The 16,589-nt window shown below is 59.4% G+C and carries 14 protein-coding genes; 7 read left to right on the plus strand and 7 right to left on the minus strand.

Going from position 1 to position 16,589, the window contains the following annotated elements; translation table 11 throughout:
* Positions 1-40 precede the first annotated feature (40 nt).
* From glgA to AB3G35_RS11845, 3 genes are all read right to left on the minus strand, one after another.
* Positions 41-1,612 carry a glycogen synthase GlgA gene (glgA, locus tag AB3G35_RS11835; protein WP_016780443.1) on the minus strand — a complete coding sequence of 524 codons (1,572 nt, stop codon included), beginning with the start codon at positions 1,610-1,612 and terminating at the stop codon, positions 41-43.
* A 566-nt stretch (positions 1,613-2,178) separates the two neighbouring features.
* The gene (locus AB3G35_RS11840; RefSeq protein ID WP_106116158.1) at positions 2,179-2,625 is read right to left on the minus strand and encodes a DUF411 domain-containing protein; all 447 of its coding nucleotides are present in this window, start codon (positions 2,623-2,625) and stop codon (positions 2,179-2,181) included.
* A gap of 102 nt (positions 2,626-2,727) precedes the next feature.
* Positions 2,728-3,258 (minus strand): DUF4946 domain-containing protein, encoded by a 531-nt coding sequence (locus AB3G35_RS11845; protein WP_086796295.1) that lies wholly within the window; start codon positions 3,256-3,258, stop codon positions 2,728-2,730.
* A gap of 228 nt (positions 3,259-3,486) precedes the next feature.
* Between AB3G35_RS11845 and AB3G35_RS11850 the strand changes: the two genes are divergently transcribed.
* From AB3G35_RS11850 to rfaD, 6 genes are all read left to right on the plus strand, one after another.
* Positions 3,487-4,764 carry a serine/threonine transporter gene (locus tag AB3G35_RS11850; RefSeq protein WP_016780446.1) on the plus strand — a complete coding sequence of 426 codons (1,278 nt, stop codon included), beginning with the start codon at positions 3,487-3,489 and terminating at the stop codon, positions 4,762-4,764.
* Between the two features lie 149 nt (positions 4,765-4,913).
* A complete protein-coding gene (locus AB3G35_RS11855; protein ID WP_016780447.1) occupies positions 4,914-5,438 on the plus strand; it encodes a sigma-70 family RNA polymerase sigma factor in 525 nt (174 codons plus the stop codon).
* On the plus strand, positions 5,435-6,418 hold the full coding sequence (locus AB3G35_RS11860) for a FecR domain-containing protein (RefSeq protein ID WP_169845526.1): 984 nt from the start codon (positions 5,435-5,437) through the stop codon (positions 6,416-6,418). Before AB3G35_RS11855 ends, AB3G35_RS11860 begins: the two co-directional genes overlap by 4 nt.
* Before the next feature lie 275 nt (positions 6,419-6,693).
* A complete protein-coding gene (locus tag AB3G35_RS11865; RefSeq protein ID WP_324708071.1) occupies positions 6,694-9,138 on the plus strand; it encodes a TonB-dependent siderophore receptor in 2,445 nt (814 codons plus the stop codon).
* 67 nt (positions 9,139-9,205) lie between these two features.
* A complete protein-coding gene (locus AB3G35_RS11870; protein WP_134050552.1) occupies positions 9,206-9,982 on the plus strand; it encodes a class I SAM-dependent methyltransferase in 777 nt (258 codons plus the stop codon).
* Positions 9,983-10,052: 70 nt separating this feature from the next.
* A complete protein-coding gene (gene rfaD, locus AB3G35_RS11875; RefSeq protein WP_369781496.1) occupies positions 10,053-11,051 on the plus strand; it encodes an ADP-glyceromanno-heptose 6-epimerase in 999 nt (332 codons plus the stop codon).
* 142 nt (positions 11,052-11,193) lie between these two features.
* Here the strand turns inward: rfaD and tal are convergent, their stop codons facing one another.
* From tal to ccoN, 3 genes are all read right to left on the minus strand, one after another.
* The gene (gene tal / locus AB3G35_RS11880) at positions 11,194-12,117 is read right to left on the minus strand and encodes a transaldolase (RefSeq protein WP_088377077.1); all 924 of its coding nucleotides are present in this window, start codon (positions 12,115-12,117) and stop codon (positions 11,194-11,196) included.
* Positions 12,118-12,272: 155 nt separating this feature from the next.
* Complete coding sequence (locus AB3G35_RS11885; protein ID WP_016780452.1) at positions 12,273-12,503, minus strand: hypothetical protein; 231 nt, start codon at positions 12,501-12,503, stop codon at positions 12,273-12,275.
* Positions 12,504-12,559: 56 nt separating this feature from the next.
* Positions 12,560-13,987, minus strand: coding sequence for a cytochrome-c oxidase, cbb3-type subunit I (gene ccoN, locus AB3G35_RS11890; protein WP_020467784.1), 1,428 nt, complete (start codon positions 13,985-13,987; stop codon positions 12,560-12,562).
* A 338-nt stretch (positions 13,988-14,325) separates the two neighbouring features.
* On the opposite strand from ccoN, the gene AB3G35_RS11895 reads away from it, so the two are divergent.
* On the plus strand, positions 14,326-14,994 hold the full coding sequence (locus AB3G35_RS11895) for a DUF3313 domain-containing protein (RefSeq protein WP_016780454.1): 669 nt from the start codon (positions 14,326-14,328) through the stop codon (positions 14,992-14,994).
* 172 nt (positions 14,995-15,166) lie between these two features.
* Here the strand turns inward: AB3G35_RS11895 and AB3G35_RS11900 are convergent, their stop codons facing one another.
* A complete protein-coding gene (locus AB3G35_RS11900) occupies positions 15,167-16,585 on the minus strand; it encodes a DUF1254 domain-containing protein (protein WP_083369469.1) in 1,419 nt (472 codons plus the stop codon).
* Positions 16,586-16,589 lie beyond the last annotated feature (4 nt).

A 16,589-nucleotide genomic window follows, 5' to 3' on the forward strand; every position in this document is an offset into this window, starting at 1 on the left:
TAAATGATCGAACGTCAGACAGATCCGCAGGTTGCATGGCTCATGGCTTTACGGCGCGGAGCAATGACTTGGCAACCAGTTGTTCATACAGCTCGGCATAGGGTTCTACGGCCTGGCACCAGTTGAATGGAGCGGCCATTGCGCGGCAGCGCATGGCATTGAGCAGTTTGGGGTAGCTGAACACCTTGAAGGCGCGCTTGAGTGCTTCTTCGTAGCTGGCCACGGTGGACTCGTCGAACAGAAACCCGGTCACGCCATTCTCGATGGTGTCGGCCAGGCCGCCGGTGTTGCGGGCCACCGGCAGCGAGCCGAAGCGTTGTGCATACATCTGGCTCAACCCGCAGGGTTCGTAGCGCGAGGGCATCAGCAAAAAGTCGCTGCCTGCGAACATGCGTCGCGCATCGGTTTCATTGAAACCGATGCGTACACCGATCTGACCCGGGAAACGCAGTGCCAGTTCACGCATGGCCTGTTCTTCTTCGGGCTCGCCGCGGCCGATGATGCAAATCTGCCCGCCCGACGCGACGATAAAGGCCGCCACGGCTTCGGTCAGGTCCAGCCCTTTCTGGTACACAAGGCGCGAAACCACGGCAAACAGCGGCCCCTTGGACGGCTTGAGGCCGAACAGGTTGCGCACATGGGCCGTGTTGATGGCGCGGGCGTCCCAGTCGCCGATGGCGAACGGGGCCACCAGGTGCGGGTCGGTGGTGGCTTCCCAGCTTTCATCGATGCCATTGGGGATGCCGCTGAGCAGGCCTTGCTGGGTTTTGCTGGCCAAAAAGCCGTCCAGCCCGCAGCCAAAGGCCGGGGTGGTGATTTCGGTGGCGTAGGTGGCGCTGACCGTAGTGATATGGCTGGAGTAAGCCATCCCGGCCTTGAGAAACGACAATTTGCCGTAGAACTCCATGCCGTCCTGTTGCAGGGCGTGGTGAGGGATGCCCAGCTCCGGGCAGCAGGCGCGGCTGAATACGCCCTGGTAAGCCAGGTTATGGATGGTAAACAGCGTTGGCGTGCGTTGCCCGCGCCAGTGCATGTAGGCGGGGGTTAGCCCGGCAGGCCAGTCGTGGGCGTGGACCAGATCGGGCTGCCAGTGGATTTGCGCCAGGTTGGCCGCCATATCGGCAGCGGCCAGGCCCAGGCGGGCGAAGCGAATATGGTTGTCGGGCCAGTCGCGGCCATTGTTGGCGCCGTAGGGTGTGCCTTCGCGCTCATACAGTTCGGGGCAGATCAGCACATAGATGACCAGGCCGTCTTTCAAGTCCATGCGCCCGATCTTGCAAGCGGGCAGGGCAGCATGGCCGCCGAGTTCGCCGATGATATGGATCGGGTTGTCGCTGTTGAGCACTTGCGGGTAACCGGGGATCAGCACGCGCACATCATGCAAGTGACGCATGGCCCGCGGCAGTGCGGCCGACACATCGCCCAGGCCACCGGTTTTCACCAGGTCGGCCAGTTCCGAGGTGACAAACAGCACCTTCTTTTTGTTGGGATTGGCGTTGATCACCGCCAGCGCGGGCCTCCCTGCAGGGGCCAGCTCGGGCAGTGAAATAAGCTCATTCACAACTTGCGGGGTCAGACGTTGTTCTTGATGTGGCGCAGCAGCACTGATCATGAATCTCTCCCGTTGTATTTATTGATCTGCCAACGGCCACTGGCGGGTACGCCTCCAATTGCTGATCGGCCCTGTCATCCGTGACAAACATGCTCAAAAGATGATTAGGGCATTGCAAGGAATGCACCAACTGCGGCAACCGGGTCTTGAGTGGACCTACCACGGGCAAATAAGATTTGATTATTCAAATACGACAATTACACGCCGTAGACGCGACAGCGTTGAGTGTAGGAGAGATGGGTCAAGGTGCTAGGTAAAGGCAGTGAATTTTTGTAAGACAATGAGAATTGCCTTGTAGGAAAAATATCTAACACGAACAGTGCTTCAGTTTCGTAGCAACTGACGAGCGGAGCGAGGCTGCGTCCGGCTGCGTAGCGGCCGTAAACCCTGGGAGCCGGGTTTAACTGATACACCGAGGCGCTGATTTTGCGGCGGCTACGTCGGGGTGCTGCATCACACCGAACGCAGCCTCGCTCCGCTCGTCAGCTGCCACTGGGATGTGGGGTGTTCGGTTCTGCAAAAAAACAGGGCGGGCGCACCGATTTGGTGCGCCCGCTTCGCGTATTTCAGTTGCCTGGGTACTCCGCGATCACCTGGTCCTTGCCGTCGTTGCCCAGGCCGATCACCTGATAGGCGTCTTTGCGATCACCCATTTCCATGCCCGGCGAACCCATTGGCATGCCGGGTACGGCGATGCCCTTGAGGTCGTTGCGCTGGGTCAGGGCAACCACCTGCTCTGCAGGTACATGACCTTCAACGAATTTGCCGTTGATCACGCCGGTATGGCAGGAAGCCAGCCGTGGCTGCACGCCAAGGCGTTGCTTGACGCTGCTCATATCATCCTCTACATGGTCATTGACCTTGAAACCATTGGTTTCAAGGTGGGAAATCCAGGCTTTGCAGCAGCCACAATTGGCATCGCGGTGTACGTCAATGGTCAGCTGCTCAGCTGCTTGTGCCAGCGAGGTCAATAACAGTGCCGACAGAGCAGCCAGGCGCAATGGTGTTTTCATCGTGTACCTCTTTACGAAAAAGCCTCAGCCTGAGCGCCAGGGGCTGTCAGGCAGATGATCACAAGATGACAAAGCTGTCAGGTTGGGGCGCCGGGAGCCCGTTCAAGGGGTCAGGCGCAAGCTGGCGCGAATGCCATTGACCTCGGCTTCGTTGGCCTTGTAGCCCTCTGCGGGGCCGGCGTAGGACAGGGCGTAGGCGTTGTTGCCCTGGGTGGCAGCCACTAACGTCTGGGTGATGACGTGGTTACCGTTCTGGGTGATCTTGCAGGTGGTCTGCAGGGCCTTGAGGCCGCCCAGGGTGCTGTCATGGATCTTGTTGCAGGCGCTCTGGTAGCCACCCTTGGCGAAGTTTTGCTGCAGGGTCTTGCGCATTTGCAGCAACACCGCGTCCATATTGACCTTGTGCTCGGGGGCCAGGGTCGACTGGGTCAGTTCCATGACCATTTGCGGGTCGCCGCTGGCGTCGTTCTTCACCGCTCGCTGGCGCACGCTGCTGTCGTCAGGCGCGGGCGGTACGGCCTGAACTTCCCAGCCACCGGGCCAGGTGATCATCAGACCGTCGGCGCTGGCCACGGGCACGGCAGCCAGCAGGCACAAGCCGATAAAAACAGGGAAACGTCGGGCAAAATGCATGGGTCTCGGGCCTTTTGAGCGATAAATGGATTGCAATAGTGTATCAATAGGTGTCGAAGTATTGCTTTGCAGCGTGACATCAATTTCAACCATTGCTCAGCTAAACCTTTGCTTCTTATGTCTAATCCCGGACAATCGCGCCCCTCTTATGGCCGGGGCGATGTCAGCAAGATGTTTCTTGTCCGCCCCGGCTGCGTGGTAACGACCGGCTAGCGGAGATTCGACCGGATGAATGACCAGGCTAACAGCGTCGACGAACGCTTCGACGAGACACCAGCGACCCTCACTCGCTGGAACCGTCATGACACCACCTGGATGCTGGGCCTGTTCGGCACAGCGATTGGCGCAGGTACCTTGTTTTTGCCAATCAACGCAGGGCTCGGCGGCTTCTGGCCGCTACTGATCCTGGCGCTGCTGGCGTTCCCGATGACCTTTTATGCCCACCGTGGCCTGACCCGCTTCGTACTCTCCGGCCGCGAAGGTTCAGATATCACTGACGTGGTTGAAGAACATTTCGGCCTGCGCGCCGGTGCAGTGATTACCCTGCTGTACTTCCTGGCCATCTTCCCGATCCTGCTGATCTACAGCGTAGCGCTGACCAACACGGTCGGCAGCTTTATGCTCAACCAGATGCATATCACCCCGCCACCACGGGCGATCCTGTCGCTGGTGCTGATCCTGGGCCTGCTGATTGTGGTGCGTTGCGGCGAGCAGGTAATCGTCAAGGCCATGAGCATGCTGGTCTACCCGTTTATCGTGGCATTGCTGTTTTTGGCGGTGTTTTTGATTCCGCACTGGAACGGCGGCATCCTCAGTACCGCGACCACGCTGCCTGCACCTTCAGTGTTGCTGCATACCCTGTGGCTGGCGATTCCGGTGATGGTGTTTTCCTTTAACCACTCGCCGATCATCTCGGCCTTCGCCGTTGATCAAAAGCGCCGCTACGGTGCCAACGCCGATGAGCGCAGCTCGCAGATCCTGTCCCGCGCCCACCTGCTGATGGTGGTGATGGTGCTGTTCTTCGTGTTCAGTTGCGTGCTGACCCTGTCGCCAGAGCAACTGGCCGAGGCCAAGGCGCAGAACCTGTCGATCCTGTCCTACCTGGCCAACCACTTCAGCAACCCGACCATCGCCTTTGCCGCGCCATTGATTGCATTCGTGGCCATTGCCAAGTCCTTCCTGGGCCACTACATCGGCGCCAGCGAAGGCCTTAAAGGCCTGGTACTGAAAACCGGCAAACGCCCGGGTACGAAAAGCCTCGACCGCATGACGGCCGCCTTCATGCTGGTGGTGTGCTGGGCCGTGGCCACGCTTAACCCGAGCATCCTGGTCATGATCGAAACCCTGGGCGGGCCGGTGATTGCCGCCATCCTGTTCCTGATGCCGATGTATGCGATCCGTCGGGTACCGGCCATGCGCCAGTACTCGGGGCAGATCTCCAACGTGTTCGTGACGGTGATCGGCCTGATCGCGATCTCCTCGCTGGTGTATTCGCTGATCCCTTGATGCATCCCCCTGTCGCCGCCGTCCTGGCGGCGACAGGGCAATGATTGACCCGCGCAAGCCGTCCAGGGCTTGAGTCTGGCCAGTACTGCGAATATGATTGCGACACATTCTTATTCGTAGTGTGCTGACCGCACGTCCCGAGGGTTCCCGTGTCGCCATCCCCGCCGAACCCACCGCTGCTGCACGCAGACGTGCATGGCCTTTACAGCGATCATCATGGCTGGCTGGTCAACTGGCTGCGCCGGCGCCTGCGCGATACCGACAATGCCGCCGACCTGGCCCAGGACACCTTTCTTTATGTGCTGGGCAAGCCTGAGCAAGTGACACACTTGCGCGAGCCGCGGGCCTGGCTCAGCAGCATTGCCAAGGGCCTGTTGATAGACCGCTTTCGTCGGCACAAGGTCGAACAGGCCTACCTGCAAGCGTTGGCGCACCTGCCCGAGCAGCAGATGCCTGCCCCGGAAGAACGCTTGATCCTGCTTGAAACCCTGACCCGAATTGATGCGTTACTCGATGGCCTGAAGCCCAATGTGCGCACTGCCTTTTTGCTCTCGCGCCTTGAAGGCCTTGGCTATCAGGCCATCGCCGAGCGCCTGGGCGTTAGCGTCAGCTCGGTGGAAAAGTACATGGCCACAGCCATCCGCCATTGTTTTTTGGCGCGTCAGGCCCTGTGAGCGCGGGTTCGTCACCGCCTGAATTTGCCCCCCATGTGCTGGACCAGGCGATTGACTGGCTGGTCAAAACCCGGTCCGGTGCAGCACCGCCGCAGGTGTTTGCGGCGTGCGAGCAATGGCGCGCCGCCGATGCCAGCCATGAAGCTGCCTGGCAAGCCCTGCAAATGACCGAGAGCACCTTGCGCCAGGCTTCGGCGCTGCCCGGGCGAGTGGCCCTGGACACCCTGGCTGGCAGTGGCCGCCTGCGTTCACGGCGCCAGGCCCTCAAGGTACTGGGGTTAGGCATGCTGGGCGCGGGAGCGGGGGGCCTGCTGCTGCAACAGCAGCCCTGGCGTAGCTTTGGCGCAGACTATGCGACAGGCGTGGGGGAGCGACGCTCCTTCAACCTGCTCGATGGCACGCGATTGCAGCTCAATACCGACAGTGCTGCTGATGTGCTGTTCACAGAGCAGCAGCGCCTGATCGTATTGCGCGATGGCGAGATTTTTGTCCGCACGGGTTTGGACCCTGCCGCTGCCAGCGGGCGCCGGCCGTTTTGGGTACACACCCGCGAGGCCCGATTGCAGGCCATTGGTACCGCATTCGATGTCCGTCAGGAGTCGGGGCGTACTCGATTGATGGTCGAGGAGGGCGTAGTAGCGATTCACTTGCCCGATGCCCGGCCAGTGCTGGTACAGGCGGGCAGCGAGTACCTGATCGAGCCGGGCTCGGCGCAGTTGCAGCCGGCGTCTGTGTTTAATGCTAATGGCTGGGTCAGCGGTGTGCTGGTGGCCAGGCAGATGCGCCTGCAGGATCTCGTGCAAGAGCTGGCGCGCTATCGCCACGGCTGGTTGCAGTGCGATCCGGCGGTCGCTCAATTACGGGTTTCCGGGGTGTTTCAACTCGACCGCATTGACCACGCGCTGGACGGGTTGAGCCAGTCACTGGCGGTACGTGTTGAGCGCCGGACACGGTTCTGGACACGGATTGTGCAAGCTTAAACCGTAGCAGCTGCCGAAGGAACGAGGCTGCGTTCGGCGGCGAAGCCGTCGTAAAACCTCATAGTCGGGTTTAACTGATACACCGCAGAATCTGATTTTGCGACGACTACGTCGGGGTGCCGCATCACGCCGAACGCAGCCTCGTTCCTACGGCAGCTGCTACGAGGTTTTGCGCAGAGTTACAAATACGAATAATTATCAAATTTCTTTGCGGGTTTTCGGCTGGCCTTCGACAGATAGGCATAAGACTTATCCATTGCAGGAGCCCCGCGCCAATGTCCCGTGTTTTTCCCATCCCTTCATTGCCTCCCCGCAGCCGCCTGGCCATTGCCTTGCATATCGTTTTGCTGGGCTCCGTCGCGCAGCCATTGGCGCAGGTCAGCGCTGCGCCCTTGAGCGTCCAGCGCAGCTTCGATGTACCCGCCAGCAATCTGCAGGATGCACTGAACCGCTTCGCCCAGCAGGCCAATATCTCCCTGCCTTATGATCCGGCGCTGGTGCAAGACAAGCAGGCGTCAGCTCTCAAGGGCAGTTTTGAGGTGGCTCAGGGCTTGCAGCAACTGCTCAGGGGCAGCGGCTTGACCGCCACCGAAGGCGCCGGCGGAGTCTGGACCCTGTACTCGCTGACCTCCGGCAATGCGCAGGGGCAGTTGCAACTGCAAGCTACCAGCGTCACGGGTCTGGCGTTGGGCAGCACCACTGAGGGCAGTCACTCCTACACCACGGGTGAAACCAGTACAGCAACCAAATTGCCGCTTTCGCTGCGCGAAACGCCGCAATCGGTCACGGTCATTACCCGTCAGCAAATGACTGACCAGGGCTTGGGCAGTATCGCCCAGGTTTTGTCGCAAACACCCGGTATCACCGTGGTGCATGACGACAGCGAGCGCTACAACTTTTACTCACGGGGTTTCACCCTCGATAACTTCCAGTACGACGGCGTACCGACCTCGGACTTCACCACCAATACCAACGGCCTGGGCATGCGCGACATGGCCATTTACGATCGCGTAGAGGTGGTGCGCGGTGCCACCGGTTTGATGAGCGGTGTGGGTAGCCCGTCGGGGGCGGTGAATCTGGTGCGCAAACGCCCGACCAAGGAATTTCAGGGATATATATCGGGCAGCGGCGGCTCATGGGACCGCTATCGCAGCGAGCTGGACGTGTCCGGGCCGCTGACGGAAAACGCTGCACTGCGCGGGCGTGTGGTGGCCGCCCACGAAGATGGCCGCTCCTTTATCGATCGCTATTCCTCGACCAAGGACGTGTTCTACGGTATCGGCGAAGCGGATTTGACCGACGACACCACTCTTTACGCCGGTATCGACTATCAGCGGATCAATTCCAACGGCTCAAGTTTTGGCCAGTTGCCGCTGTATTACAGCGACGGCAGCCGCACCCACTTCAAGCGCTCGATGAATCCCGCGGCCAAGTGGGCCTATGCCGACAGTGAAAGCACCAAGTACTTCGCCGGTGTTGAACAACGGTTTGCCAACGACTGGCTGCTCAAGGTCGAGGCCAGCCACTGGAAGGGCAACACCGAGCAGTTGCAGGGTAACCTGGTGGGCTGGGGGCCTTTTCCGGACAAGGCCACCGGCGAAGCGCAGTTTATGAGCGGGACCAAAACCTTCAAGATCAATACCGATACCCTGGACGCCTATGCGACCGGGCCGTTTGAGCTGTTGGGGCGTACCCATGATCTGGTGGTGGGGATGAACGTCAGTGACCGGCGCACGGACTATCTGGCGATGAATGCCGATGACCTGACTGTCAATTACCAGAACTGGAACAACGACGCGCCGCGCCCTACAGATTTGAGCCAGGGCTTGAAGCAAAAGTACACGACCAAAGAGTCGGCAGCCTACGCAGCATTGCGCCTTAAACCTGTAGACGATCTGTCGATCATCCTTGGAACCAGGGTGGTGGACTACGATCGCAAGGGCACAATGACCTATAACGCGGCGCAAACTGTGCCAACCACGGATAACAGCAAAAAAACCGGGAAGATGATTCCTTATGCCGGGATCGTCTACGACTTGAGCGAAAACCACTCGGTCTATGCCAGCTATACGGATATCTTCACCCCGCAAAGCTACTTCGACCGCGACGACAAGGTTCTGCCGCCGATGACCGGCCAAAGTTATGAGGCCGGTCTGAAGTCCGAGTATTTCGGCGGTGCGCTGAACACCAGTTTCGCCCTGTTCATGATCAAGCAGGACAACTACGCCGAATACGATGGTGTACGCGATGACGGCCAGGATGCCTACAAGGCAATCAGCGGAACCAAAACCAAGGGTTTGGAGGCCGAAATATCCGGTGAAATCATGACCGGCTGGCAATTGCTGGCGGGCTACACCTACGCCCAGCCACGGGACAAGGACGGCAAGCGGATCAACAGCAACCACCCGGAGCAATTGTTCAAACTGGCCACCAGCTATCAATTGACCGGCGACCTCAAAGACCTCAACGTGGGCGGCAACCTGACCTGGCAGGGCTCGACCTACAGCGAGCTGGATTCCTCGATCAAGACCGAGGCCAAGGAGGGCAGCTTTGCCGTGGTAGGCCTGATGGCCCGCTATGACATCAGTAAAAACCTCAGTGCGTCGGTCAATCTGAACAACGTCTTCGATCGTGAGTACCTCAGCGGTTACGGCCTCTACTCGACTTATTACTACGGTGACCCGCGCAACCTGATGCTGGGCATAAAGTACCGTTTCTGACGAGGTTTTCATCTCGGGTCTGCCCTGCGTCGGCTATGGTTAAAAACCACGAAACCGGAGGCCGGCAATGAGCAATTCCACTATTCATCAGGCAGCAGCAGACGGTTACAAGCAGGGCGCCGACACCTATGTGCGCGGGCGCCCGGATTACCCGGCGGGTGTGACCGCATGGCTGTGCGAAACCCTTGGCCTGGGCCCCGGGCAAACCGTGCTCGAAGTCGGGGCCGGCACCGGCAAGTTCACCACGCGCCTGTTACAGACTGGCGCGCGGGTGATTGTGGTCGAGCCGGTGCAGGCCATGCTCGACAAGCTCTCGGGCAGCTACCCCGAAGTCGAAACCCATCAAGGCACCGCCCAGGCCATACCCCTGGCCGATGCCAGTGTCGATGTGGTGGTGTGCGCGCAAGCTTTTCACTGGTTTGCCACTTCTGCCGCGTTGACCGAGATGTATCGCGTGCTCAAGCCAGGTGGGCAACTGGGGCTGATCTGGAACCTGCGCGATGCCAGTGTGCCGTGGGTGGCGCAACTGGATGCGCTGGTCAATCAGTGGGAAGGCGATGCGCCGCGCTTTTATACCGGTGCATGGCGTAAGGCATTTCCTCATCCGGGCTTTGGCCCTTTGCGCGAGCAGCAGTTGAGCCATTCCCACGACGGACCGGTAGAGGACGTGATCTTCAATCGGGTGCGTTCGACCAGTTTTATCTCGGCGCTGGCACCGGCCGAGCGTGATCGGCTGGAACAGCAACTGACGGCTTTTGTCGCCTCGCACAGTGTGTTGAATCACGGTGCCACCGTCAGCGTGCCGTATGTCACATCGGCATTTGTCACCCGCAAGGAGCCTTGACCTGCATCAATGCGCCTGACTTGCACAGGCATAGCCTGAGCTCCATCCATGTTCCAGGAGGTTGCCACAGATGAGCATCATCGTGACCGGGGCTGCCGGGTTTATCGGCAGCAATCTGGTGAAGGCGCTTAACCGGCGCGGCGAGCGCGACATCATCGCCGTCGACGACCTGACTGACGGCGACAAGTGCCGTAACCTGGCGGACTGCGATATCGCCGATTACTTCGACAAGCGCGAATTCGTACAGCGTTTTGCTACCCATCAACTGGGCGATGTACGCGCCGTGTTCCATCAGGGGGCGTGTTCCAGCACGGTCGAAAGCGATGGGCGGCTGATGATGGACAACAACTACCGCTACAGCTGCGATCTGCTTCAAGCCTGTGTGCAGCAGACCGTACCCTTGCTGTATGCCTCTTCGGCGGCGGTGTATGGGGCCGGACGGGACTTTCGCGAAGCCCGCGAATGCGAGCGGCCGTTGAACGTGTATGCGTATTCAAAATTCCTCTTCGACCAGCGGGTCCGTCGGTTGCTGCCCAGGGCGCGCAGCCAGATCGTCGGCTTGCGCTACTTCAATGTGTATGGCCCGCGCGAGCAGCATAAAGGGCGTATGGCGTCGATGGTCTGGCACTGTTTCAACCAGTACCGGGAGCGTGGCCATGTCGAGCTGTTTGGTGAGTACGGGGGTTACCCGGCGGGCGGGCATGAGCGCGATTTTGTTTCGGTGGAGGATGTGGTCAAGGTCAATCTGCACTGGCTGGACCACCCGCAGACCAGCGGCATTTTCAACCTGGGCACGGGGCAGGCGCGGTCATTCAATGATCTGGCGCTGGCGACCATCAACAGCGTGCGCTGTGCCGAGGATCGACCACCCCTGACACTGGAAACGGCCTTGTTGGACGGTGTGTTGCGGTATTGCGAGTTCCCCGAGGGGCTCAAGCACAAGTACCAGGTGTACACCTGCGCTGATCTCGGCCAGTTGCGTGAGGCGGGTTATCGCGAGCCGATGCTGGGGCTGGAGGAGGGCGTGCAGCGCTATTGCGCACAGTTGCTTGGCCGCTGTGACCGCTGATACGGTCGACCTGTTTGGGGGCGGGATCTGTGAGCACATGTTTACTTTGTGGGAGCGGGCTTGCTCGCGATGGCATCGACGCGGTTCAACTGAAACACCGCGCCGCCTGCATCGCGAGCAAGCCCGCTCCCACAGGATGAAGTTATTTAGCCGACAATAGTGCTTCCAGTTTTTCCTGGTCACGGGCGAACTGGCGAATGCCTTCGGCCAGTTTCTCGGTGGCCATTGCATCTTCGTTGGAGGCCCAGCGGAATTGCGCTTCGTTGAGGCTCAGGCGTGGCTCGCCTTTGTGGCCAGGGGCCAGTTTGCGCTCCAGCTTGCCGTCGTCCAGTGCCAGTTTTTCCAGCAGGTCGGGGCTGATGGTCAGGCGGTCGCAACCGGCCAGTTGTTCGATCTGGTTAAGGTTGCGGAAGCTCGCACCCATCACCACGGTGTTGTAGCCATTGGCTTTGTAGTAGTTGTAGATGCGGGTTACGGACTGCACGCCCGGATCATCGGAGCCTGTGTAGTCAATACCGGTGGACTTCTTGTACCAGTCGTAGATCCGGCCCACGAACGGCGAGATCAGGAACACCCCGGCATCGGCACAGGCAGCCGCCTGGGCAAACGAGAACAACAGGGTCAGGTTGGTTTGTATGCCGTCCTTTTCCAGCTTCTCGGCCGCGCGAATGCCTTCCCAGGTCGATGCCAGCTTGATCAGCACGCGGTCGCGGCCTACGCCGGCCTTGTCGTAAAGCTCGATCAACTGGTGGGCTTTTTGCAGCAGGGCCGGTTCGTCGAACGACAGGCGGGCGTCGACTTCAGTGGAAATGCGCCCCGGAATCACGTTCAAGATACCGCTACCCACGGAGACCGCGAAGTGGTCGCAGGCCTGGCCTACATCGCCCTTGGCGTGGCTAATGGCGTTTTGCAGCAGTTCTGCGTAGCCGGGCATCGCGGCAGCCTTGAGCAGCAGCGACGGGTTGGTGGTTGCATCCACGGGTTTGAGGCGGGTAATCGCGTCGAGGTCGCCGGTGTCTGCGACCACGGTGGTGAACTGCTTGAGTTGTTCCAGCTTGGAAGTCATGAGCGTCTCTGTCGGAAAGGTATTAATGGCAGTACAGATTGAGTGCGTTATCGATCAATAGTTCGTTGAACCCAGAGTGGCAGAATGCCGCTGAATGCGTTCCCAGTGCAACTAATGGTGCGGATTTAATCTGTCGCAGTGCCATTCTCCCGATTTTACAGTTCCAGCTTGCCCCAACCCGGCTTGGGCGGCTCTGGCTCGGCAGTCTGCACGGCATTGACGGTTTTGCCAGTGGCCAGTTCGACCCGGCGCGCCACTTCCGGGTCGTCGGCAAAGGGCATCAGGCTGGCTTCGTCGATATCCTTTGCGGTTTTGTGCTTCAGGCACCAGCCCACCGCGAAGTACAGGCTGATCACGGCGGCGCTGTTGAGGGCGAGGTCGAGCATGGGCAAGGCTCCTTGCGCAAAGGCAACGCAGGCCCTTGGCCTGCGTTGCAGGGGGCTCAGGCGATCCGGGCAGTCAGTTCGGCCTGTTTGAGGTTGCCTACGCGCACCGTGCGCCAGACGTTGTAGGCCATAAGCAGCATGCCGCAGAGGAAAAACACACCGCCCACCAGGCGCACGACGAAGCCAGGATGGCTGGCCTGCAGTGACTCCACAAATGAATAGGTCAGCGTGCCGTCGTCGTTGATTGCGCGCCACATCAGGCCCTGGGTGATGCCGTTGACCCACATCGAGGCGATATAAAGCACGGTGCCAATGGTGGCCAGCCAGAAGTGCAGGTTGATCAGCGGGGTGCTGTACATCTGCTCGCGGCCGAAGATTTTCGGGATCATGTGATACAGCGCGCCGAAGGTGATCATCGCCACCCAGCCCAGGGCCCCGGCGTGAACGTGGCCGATGGTCCAGTCGGTGTAGTGGGAGAGGGCGTTAACGGTCTTGATCGCCATCATCGGTCCTTCAAAGGTCGACATGCCGTAGAACGCCAGCGACAGCACCAGAAACCGCAGGATCGGGTCGGTGCGCAATTTATGCCAGGCGCCCGAAAGGGTCATCATGCCGTTGATCATGCCGCCCCAGCTGGGGGCCAGCAGGATGATCGACATGGCCATGCCCAAGGATTGGGCCCAGTCCGGCAGCGCGGTGTAGTGCAAGTGGTGGGGGCCGGCCCAGATATACAGGGTGATCAGTGCCCAAAAATGTACGATGGACAGGCGATAAGAGTAAATCGGCTTGCCGACTTGTTTGGGCACGAAGTAGTACATCATCCCCAGAAAGCCTGTAGTCAGGAAGAAGCCGACGGCGTTATGCCCGTACCACCACTGCACCATGGCATCGGTGGCGCCGGCATACACCGGGTATGACTTGAACCAGTCCACGGGGATCGCCAGGTGGTTGACCACATGGAGCATGGCGATCACCAGGATAAAGGCGCCGAAAAACCAGTTGCCAACATAGATATGCTTTGTCTTGCGTTGCACCACGGTGGTGAAAAACACGATGGCGTAGGCCACCCACACCACGGTCAGCCAGACAGCGCCGGTAAACTCGATTTCGGCGTATTCCTTGGTGGTGGTGTAGCCCAGGGGCAGGGTGACCAGCATGATCACGATCACCGACTGCCAGCCCCAGAAGGTAAAGGCCGCGAGTTTGTCCGAGTACAGCCGTACCCCGCAGGTACGTTGTACGGCGTAATAGCTGGCGGCAAATTGCGCGCTGCCGGCAAAGCCGAAAATCACCAGGCTGGTGTGCAACGGTCGCAGGCGGCCGAAGGTGGTCCAGGGCAGGTCGAGGTTCATCTGCGGCCAGGCCAGTTGCGAGGCGATCCACACGCCCATGGCCATGCCGACTACGCCCCACACCACGGTCATGATGGCGAATTGGCGGACGACCTTATAGTTATAGGCCTGCCCGTTCAGTGCTGTGCTCATGCTCAAGTCTTCCACGGTTCAAAGTCCTGCCAGGCCTCGTGGTCTGGCGCAGGGTGAACTTTAGGAAGTGGGGCAAAAACAAAACAGATGCAGAAAACAAGAATTAATACGGCGCACAAATTTGCGCAGGTTCAGGCGTATTTTGATCAATCTGATCTGGTTTTCGAGTGTTTTATAATCACCATCTATAACTGAGCTGTAAGGCTCATGCCGATAGGTATTGAGCATTCGATCACAATCATCGTCGGATAAAACCGGGTTCTGCGGTGATTATTCAATGCTTGGCTATACCTATAGGGGCGCGTTCCTACGGCTGCGCCCCCTACAGGAGCTACAGAATGAAGCTTGGCTTAATGATCGGTACGTTGTGCATCGCATCAATCGGGATGGTCGGTTGTGCGAGCAAGGTCCAGCAGCCGGATGAATATTCCGGCTTTTTAAAGGATTACAGCCGCCTCAAAGAGGCCAAGTCGCCTTCTGGTGCTGAGGTGATGCGCTGGGTCGATCCCAAACTGAAGCCAAAACAGTACACCAGCGTGTATATCGAACCCACCCAGCTGTACCCGGCGCCCAAGCCAACCGAAAAAATCCCGCAAAGCACCCTCAATGGCATCACCCAATATTACGACCAGGCGCTCAAGCGCGAGCTGAGCAAATCATTGCCATTGGCCAGTGCCCCGGGGCCGGGCGTGATTGTGGTGCGTGCGGCCATCACCGCAGTGAGCAGCGAAACCGAAAGCCTGGCGCCGTATGAATACATTCCGGTAGCACTGGTAGCGGCGGCAGTGAGCACGGCGTCGGGGATTCGCGACCAGGAAACCCAACTGGCCACCGAGGCGGTGTTTATCGACGGGAAAAGCCAGGATGTAGTGGCCCAGGTAGTGCGCAAGGGCACCGGCAAGCCGCTGGCCAATGCCAGCCAGGCAATGAAGGCCGATGACGTGAAAAACGTGATTGATACCTGGGCCTCGGACTTGCACCAGTCTTATTTGAAGCTCAACAAGTAAGGGTACCCGGTGTAGCCGCCAGACCCCGGATATTGCGTAGCAGCTGACGAGCGGAGCGAGGCTGCGTTCGGCGGCGTAGCCGTCGTAGAACCTGAATCCAAGGTTCTACGACCATACCGTGCACTCTGGCATTACCAAGGCTGCACTACGCGGACGCAGCCTTCGGCAGCTGCTACGGAGGTGTTTGGCTAACCACCGGCGTCAGCAAGGGCATTTTCCATTCTCCGCTGGCAACCTCGGGCTTGGGCATGTAAATGCGCAATACACCATAAAACGGCCCGTCAGGTGCTGGCAGCCAGTTGTTTTGCCGCTCGCTGGCGGGCGCCTTGTGCTGCACATACAGCGTCAAGCTGCCATCGGTATTGCGCTTAAGGTCCGGCAACATGCGTGAGTTGATCAGGTAGCGGTTGATCGGGTTGTCGACCAGCAATTTGTTTTTGCCGTCATACATCGTCAGCGACCAGAACGCATTGGCGGGCGGCAGCGCATCCTTGTTGAAATGCAGGGTGTAGCTGTGTTTTGAGGCGTCGACGGGGTGCTGCTGGTTGTCGACGAAGTAGCCGATGTAATTGGCCTCCGCGGCCGAGTTGCCGAATATCCCCATGTTGGCGCCCGCGTAGCGATACAGGTAGTTGTTGTGCAGGTGTTCGCGGGAACCGAACAGGTCGCCGCTGCTGATTTCATGGGTGTCGACCTTGTCTTTTTTAAACTGCGCGAATTCGGCCTTGCCTGCCGCAATTCCGTCCTCCAGTGCCTTGCGCTGTTCAGCTGTCAGCTCGGTCAGGTTGTAGGGCTGGCCCGGTTCAATGCCGATTTTCTTGAAGCGCTCGCGCAACGCCGTTTCGCTGGGTTGAGGCTGGGCAAATGCGAGCATGAAGTTGAGGTACTTGAACAGTTCGGGGCTGTCACTCATGTCGGCAACGGGCGCAGGCCAGTCCACGGCTGGGGCTGCTGCGGGCTCGGATTTGCCGAGAAACTGGCTCAGGGGCTGGACCTTGTAACCGCGTTGTATCTGCTTGACCTTGGCCAGGTCTTTATCATCGAACAGTTGCGTTCGATACAAGCCGTAGGCAATGGCGCTCTCACTGGGGATCACGGCATCGATACCGGCGGGTTTTTCCCCGCTCCAGCCGGGCCCGCTGATCATGAAATTGCCGCCTTTATTACCTGTTGTACGGGTGCCCAGGTAGGCGAAGTTTTGCGTGTACAGGTCGATCAGTTGGGTGGAGTAGTAGCGGCCGTCCTCAATGGCAGGCAGGGTCAGCACCAGCGGTTCTGTGCGCAGGTCCATCCACAGGAACGAGTAGGGCGTGTCCGAGTTGGGGGTCACGAACGCCGTATCCCTGGGGGTGAACACCATCGCGGTGTTGCCGATTTGGTTGAACGGCGCCTTGAAATTATTGCCCTGTGTATCCACGGCCTGGGTGTAGAGGGTTTTGTACATCTCCACCACCGGGAAGCCATACAGGTAGGCTTCCCTGGCGATGGTCGTGGCCTCGGCGGGGGTGGCGCTGAAGTTGATGGCCGCGGCGTTGCCTGCCGCGATGGACAGGCAGACAGCGAGCAGGCTGCAGGGGGGCTTGATGTGCATGGCG

It is taken from the genome of Pseudomonas sp. WC2401 (assembly GCF_041200115.1).
Lineage (GTDB): Bacteria > Pseudomonadota > Gammaproteobacteria > Pseudomonadales > Pseudomonadaceae > Aquipseudomonas > Aquipseudomonas fragi.

Excerpts from the sequence above, each read along its gene's own strand:
- AB3G35_RS11840 (WP_106116158.1), bottom strand. The coding sequence starts at position 2,625 with ATGAAAACACCATTGCGCCTGGCTGCTCTGTCGGCACTGTTATTGACC.
- glgA (WP_016780443.1), bottom strand. The coding sequence starts at position 1,612 with ATGATCAGTGCTGCTGCGCCACATCAAGAACAACGTCTGACCCCGCAA.
- AB3G35_RS11900 (WP_083369469.1), bottom strand. The coding sequence starts at position 16,585 with ATGCACATCAAGCCCCCCTGCAGCCTGCTCGCTGTCTGCCTGTCCATC.
- AB3G35_RS11870 (WP_134050552.1), top strand. The coding sequence starts at position 9,206 with ATGAGCAATTCCACTATTCATCAGGCAGCAGCAGACGGTTACAAGCAG.
- rfaD (WP_369781496.1), top strand. The coding sequence starts at position 10,053 with ATGAGCATCATCGTGACCGGGGCTGCCGGGTTTATCGGCAGCAATCTG.
- AB3G35_RS11850 (WP_016780446.1), top strand. The coding sequence starts at position 3,487 with ATGAATGACCAGGCTAACAGCGTCGACGAACGCTTCGACGAGACACCA.
- tal (WP_088377077.1), bottom strand. The coding sequence starts at position 12,117 with ATGACTTCCAAGCTGGAACAACTCAAGCAGTTCACCACCGTGGTCGCA.
- ccoN (WP_020467784.1), bottom strand. The coding sequence starts at position 13,987 with ATGAGCACAGCACTGAACGGGCAGGCCTATAACTATAAGGTCGTCCGC.
- AB3G35_RS11845 (WP_086796295.1), bottom strand. The coding sequence starts at position 3,258 with ATGCATTTTGCCCGACGTTTCCCTGTTTTTATCGGCTTGTGCCTGCTG.
- AB3G35_RS11865 (WP_324708071.1), top strand. The coding sequence starts at position 6,694 with ATGTCCCGTGTTTTTCCCATCCCTTCATTGCCTCCCCGCAGCCGCCTG.
- AB3G35_RS11895 (WP_016780454.1), top strand. The coding sequence starts at position 14,326 with ATGAAGCTTGGCTTAATGATCGGTACGTTGTGCATCGCATCAATCGGG.
- AB3G35_RS11885 (WP_016780452.1), bottom strand. The coding sequence starts at position 12,503 with ATGCTCGACCTCGCCCTCAACAGCGCCGCCGTGATCAGCCTGTACTTC.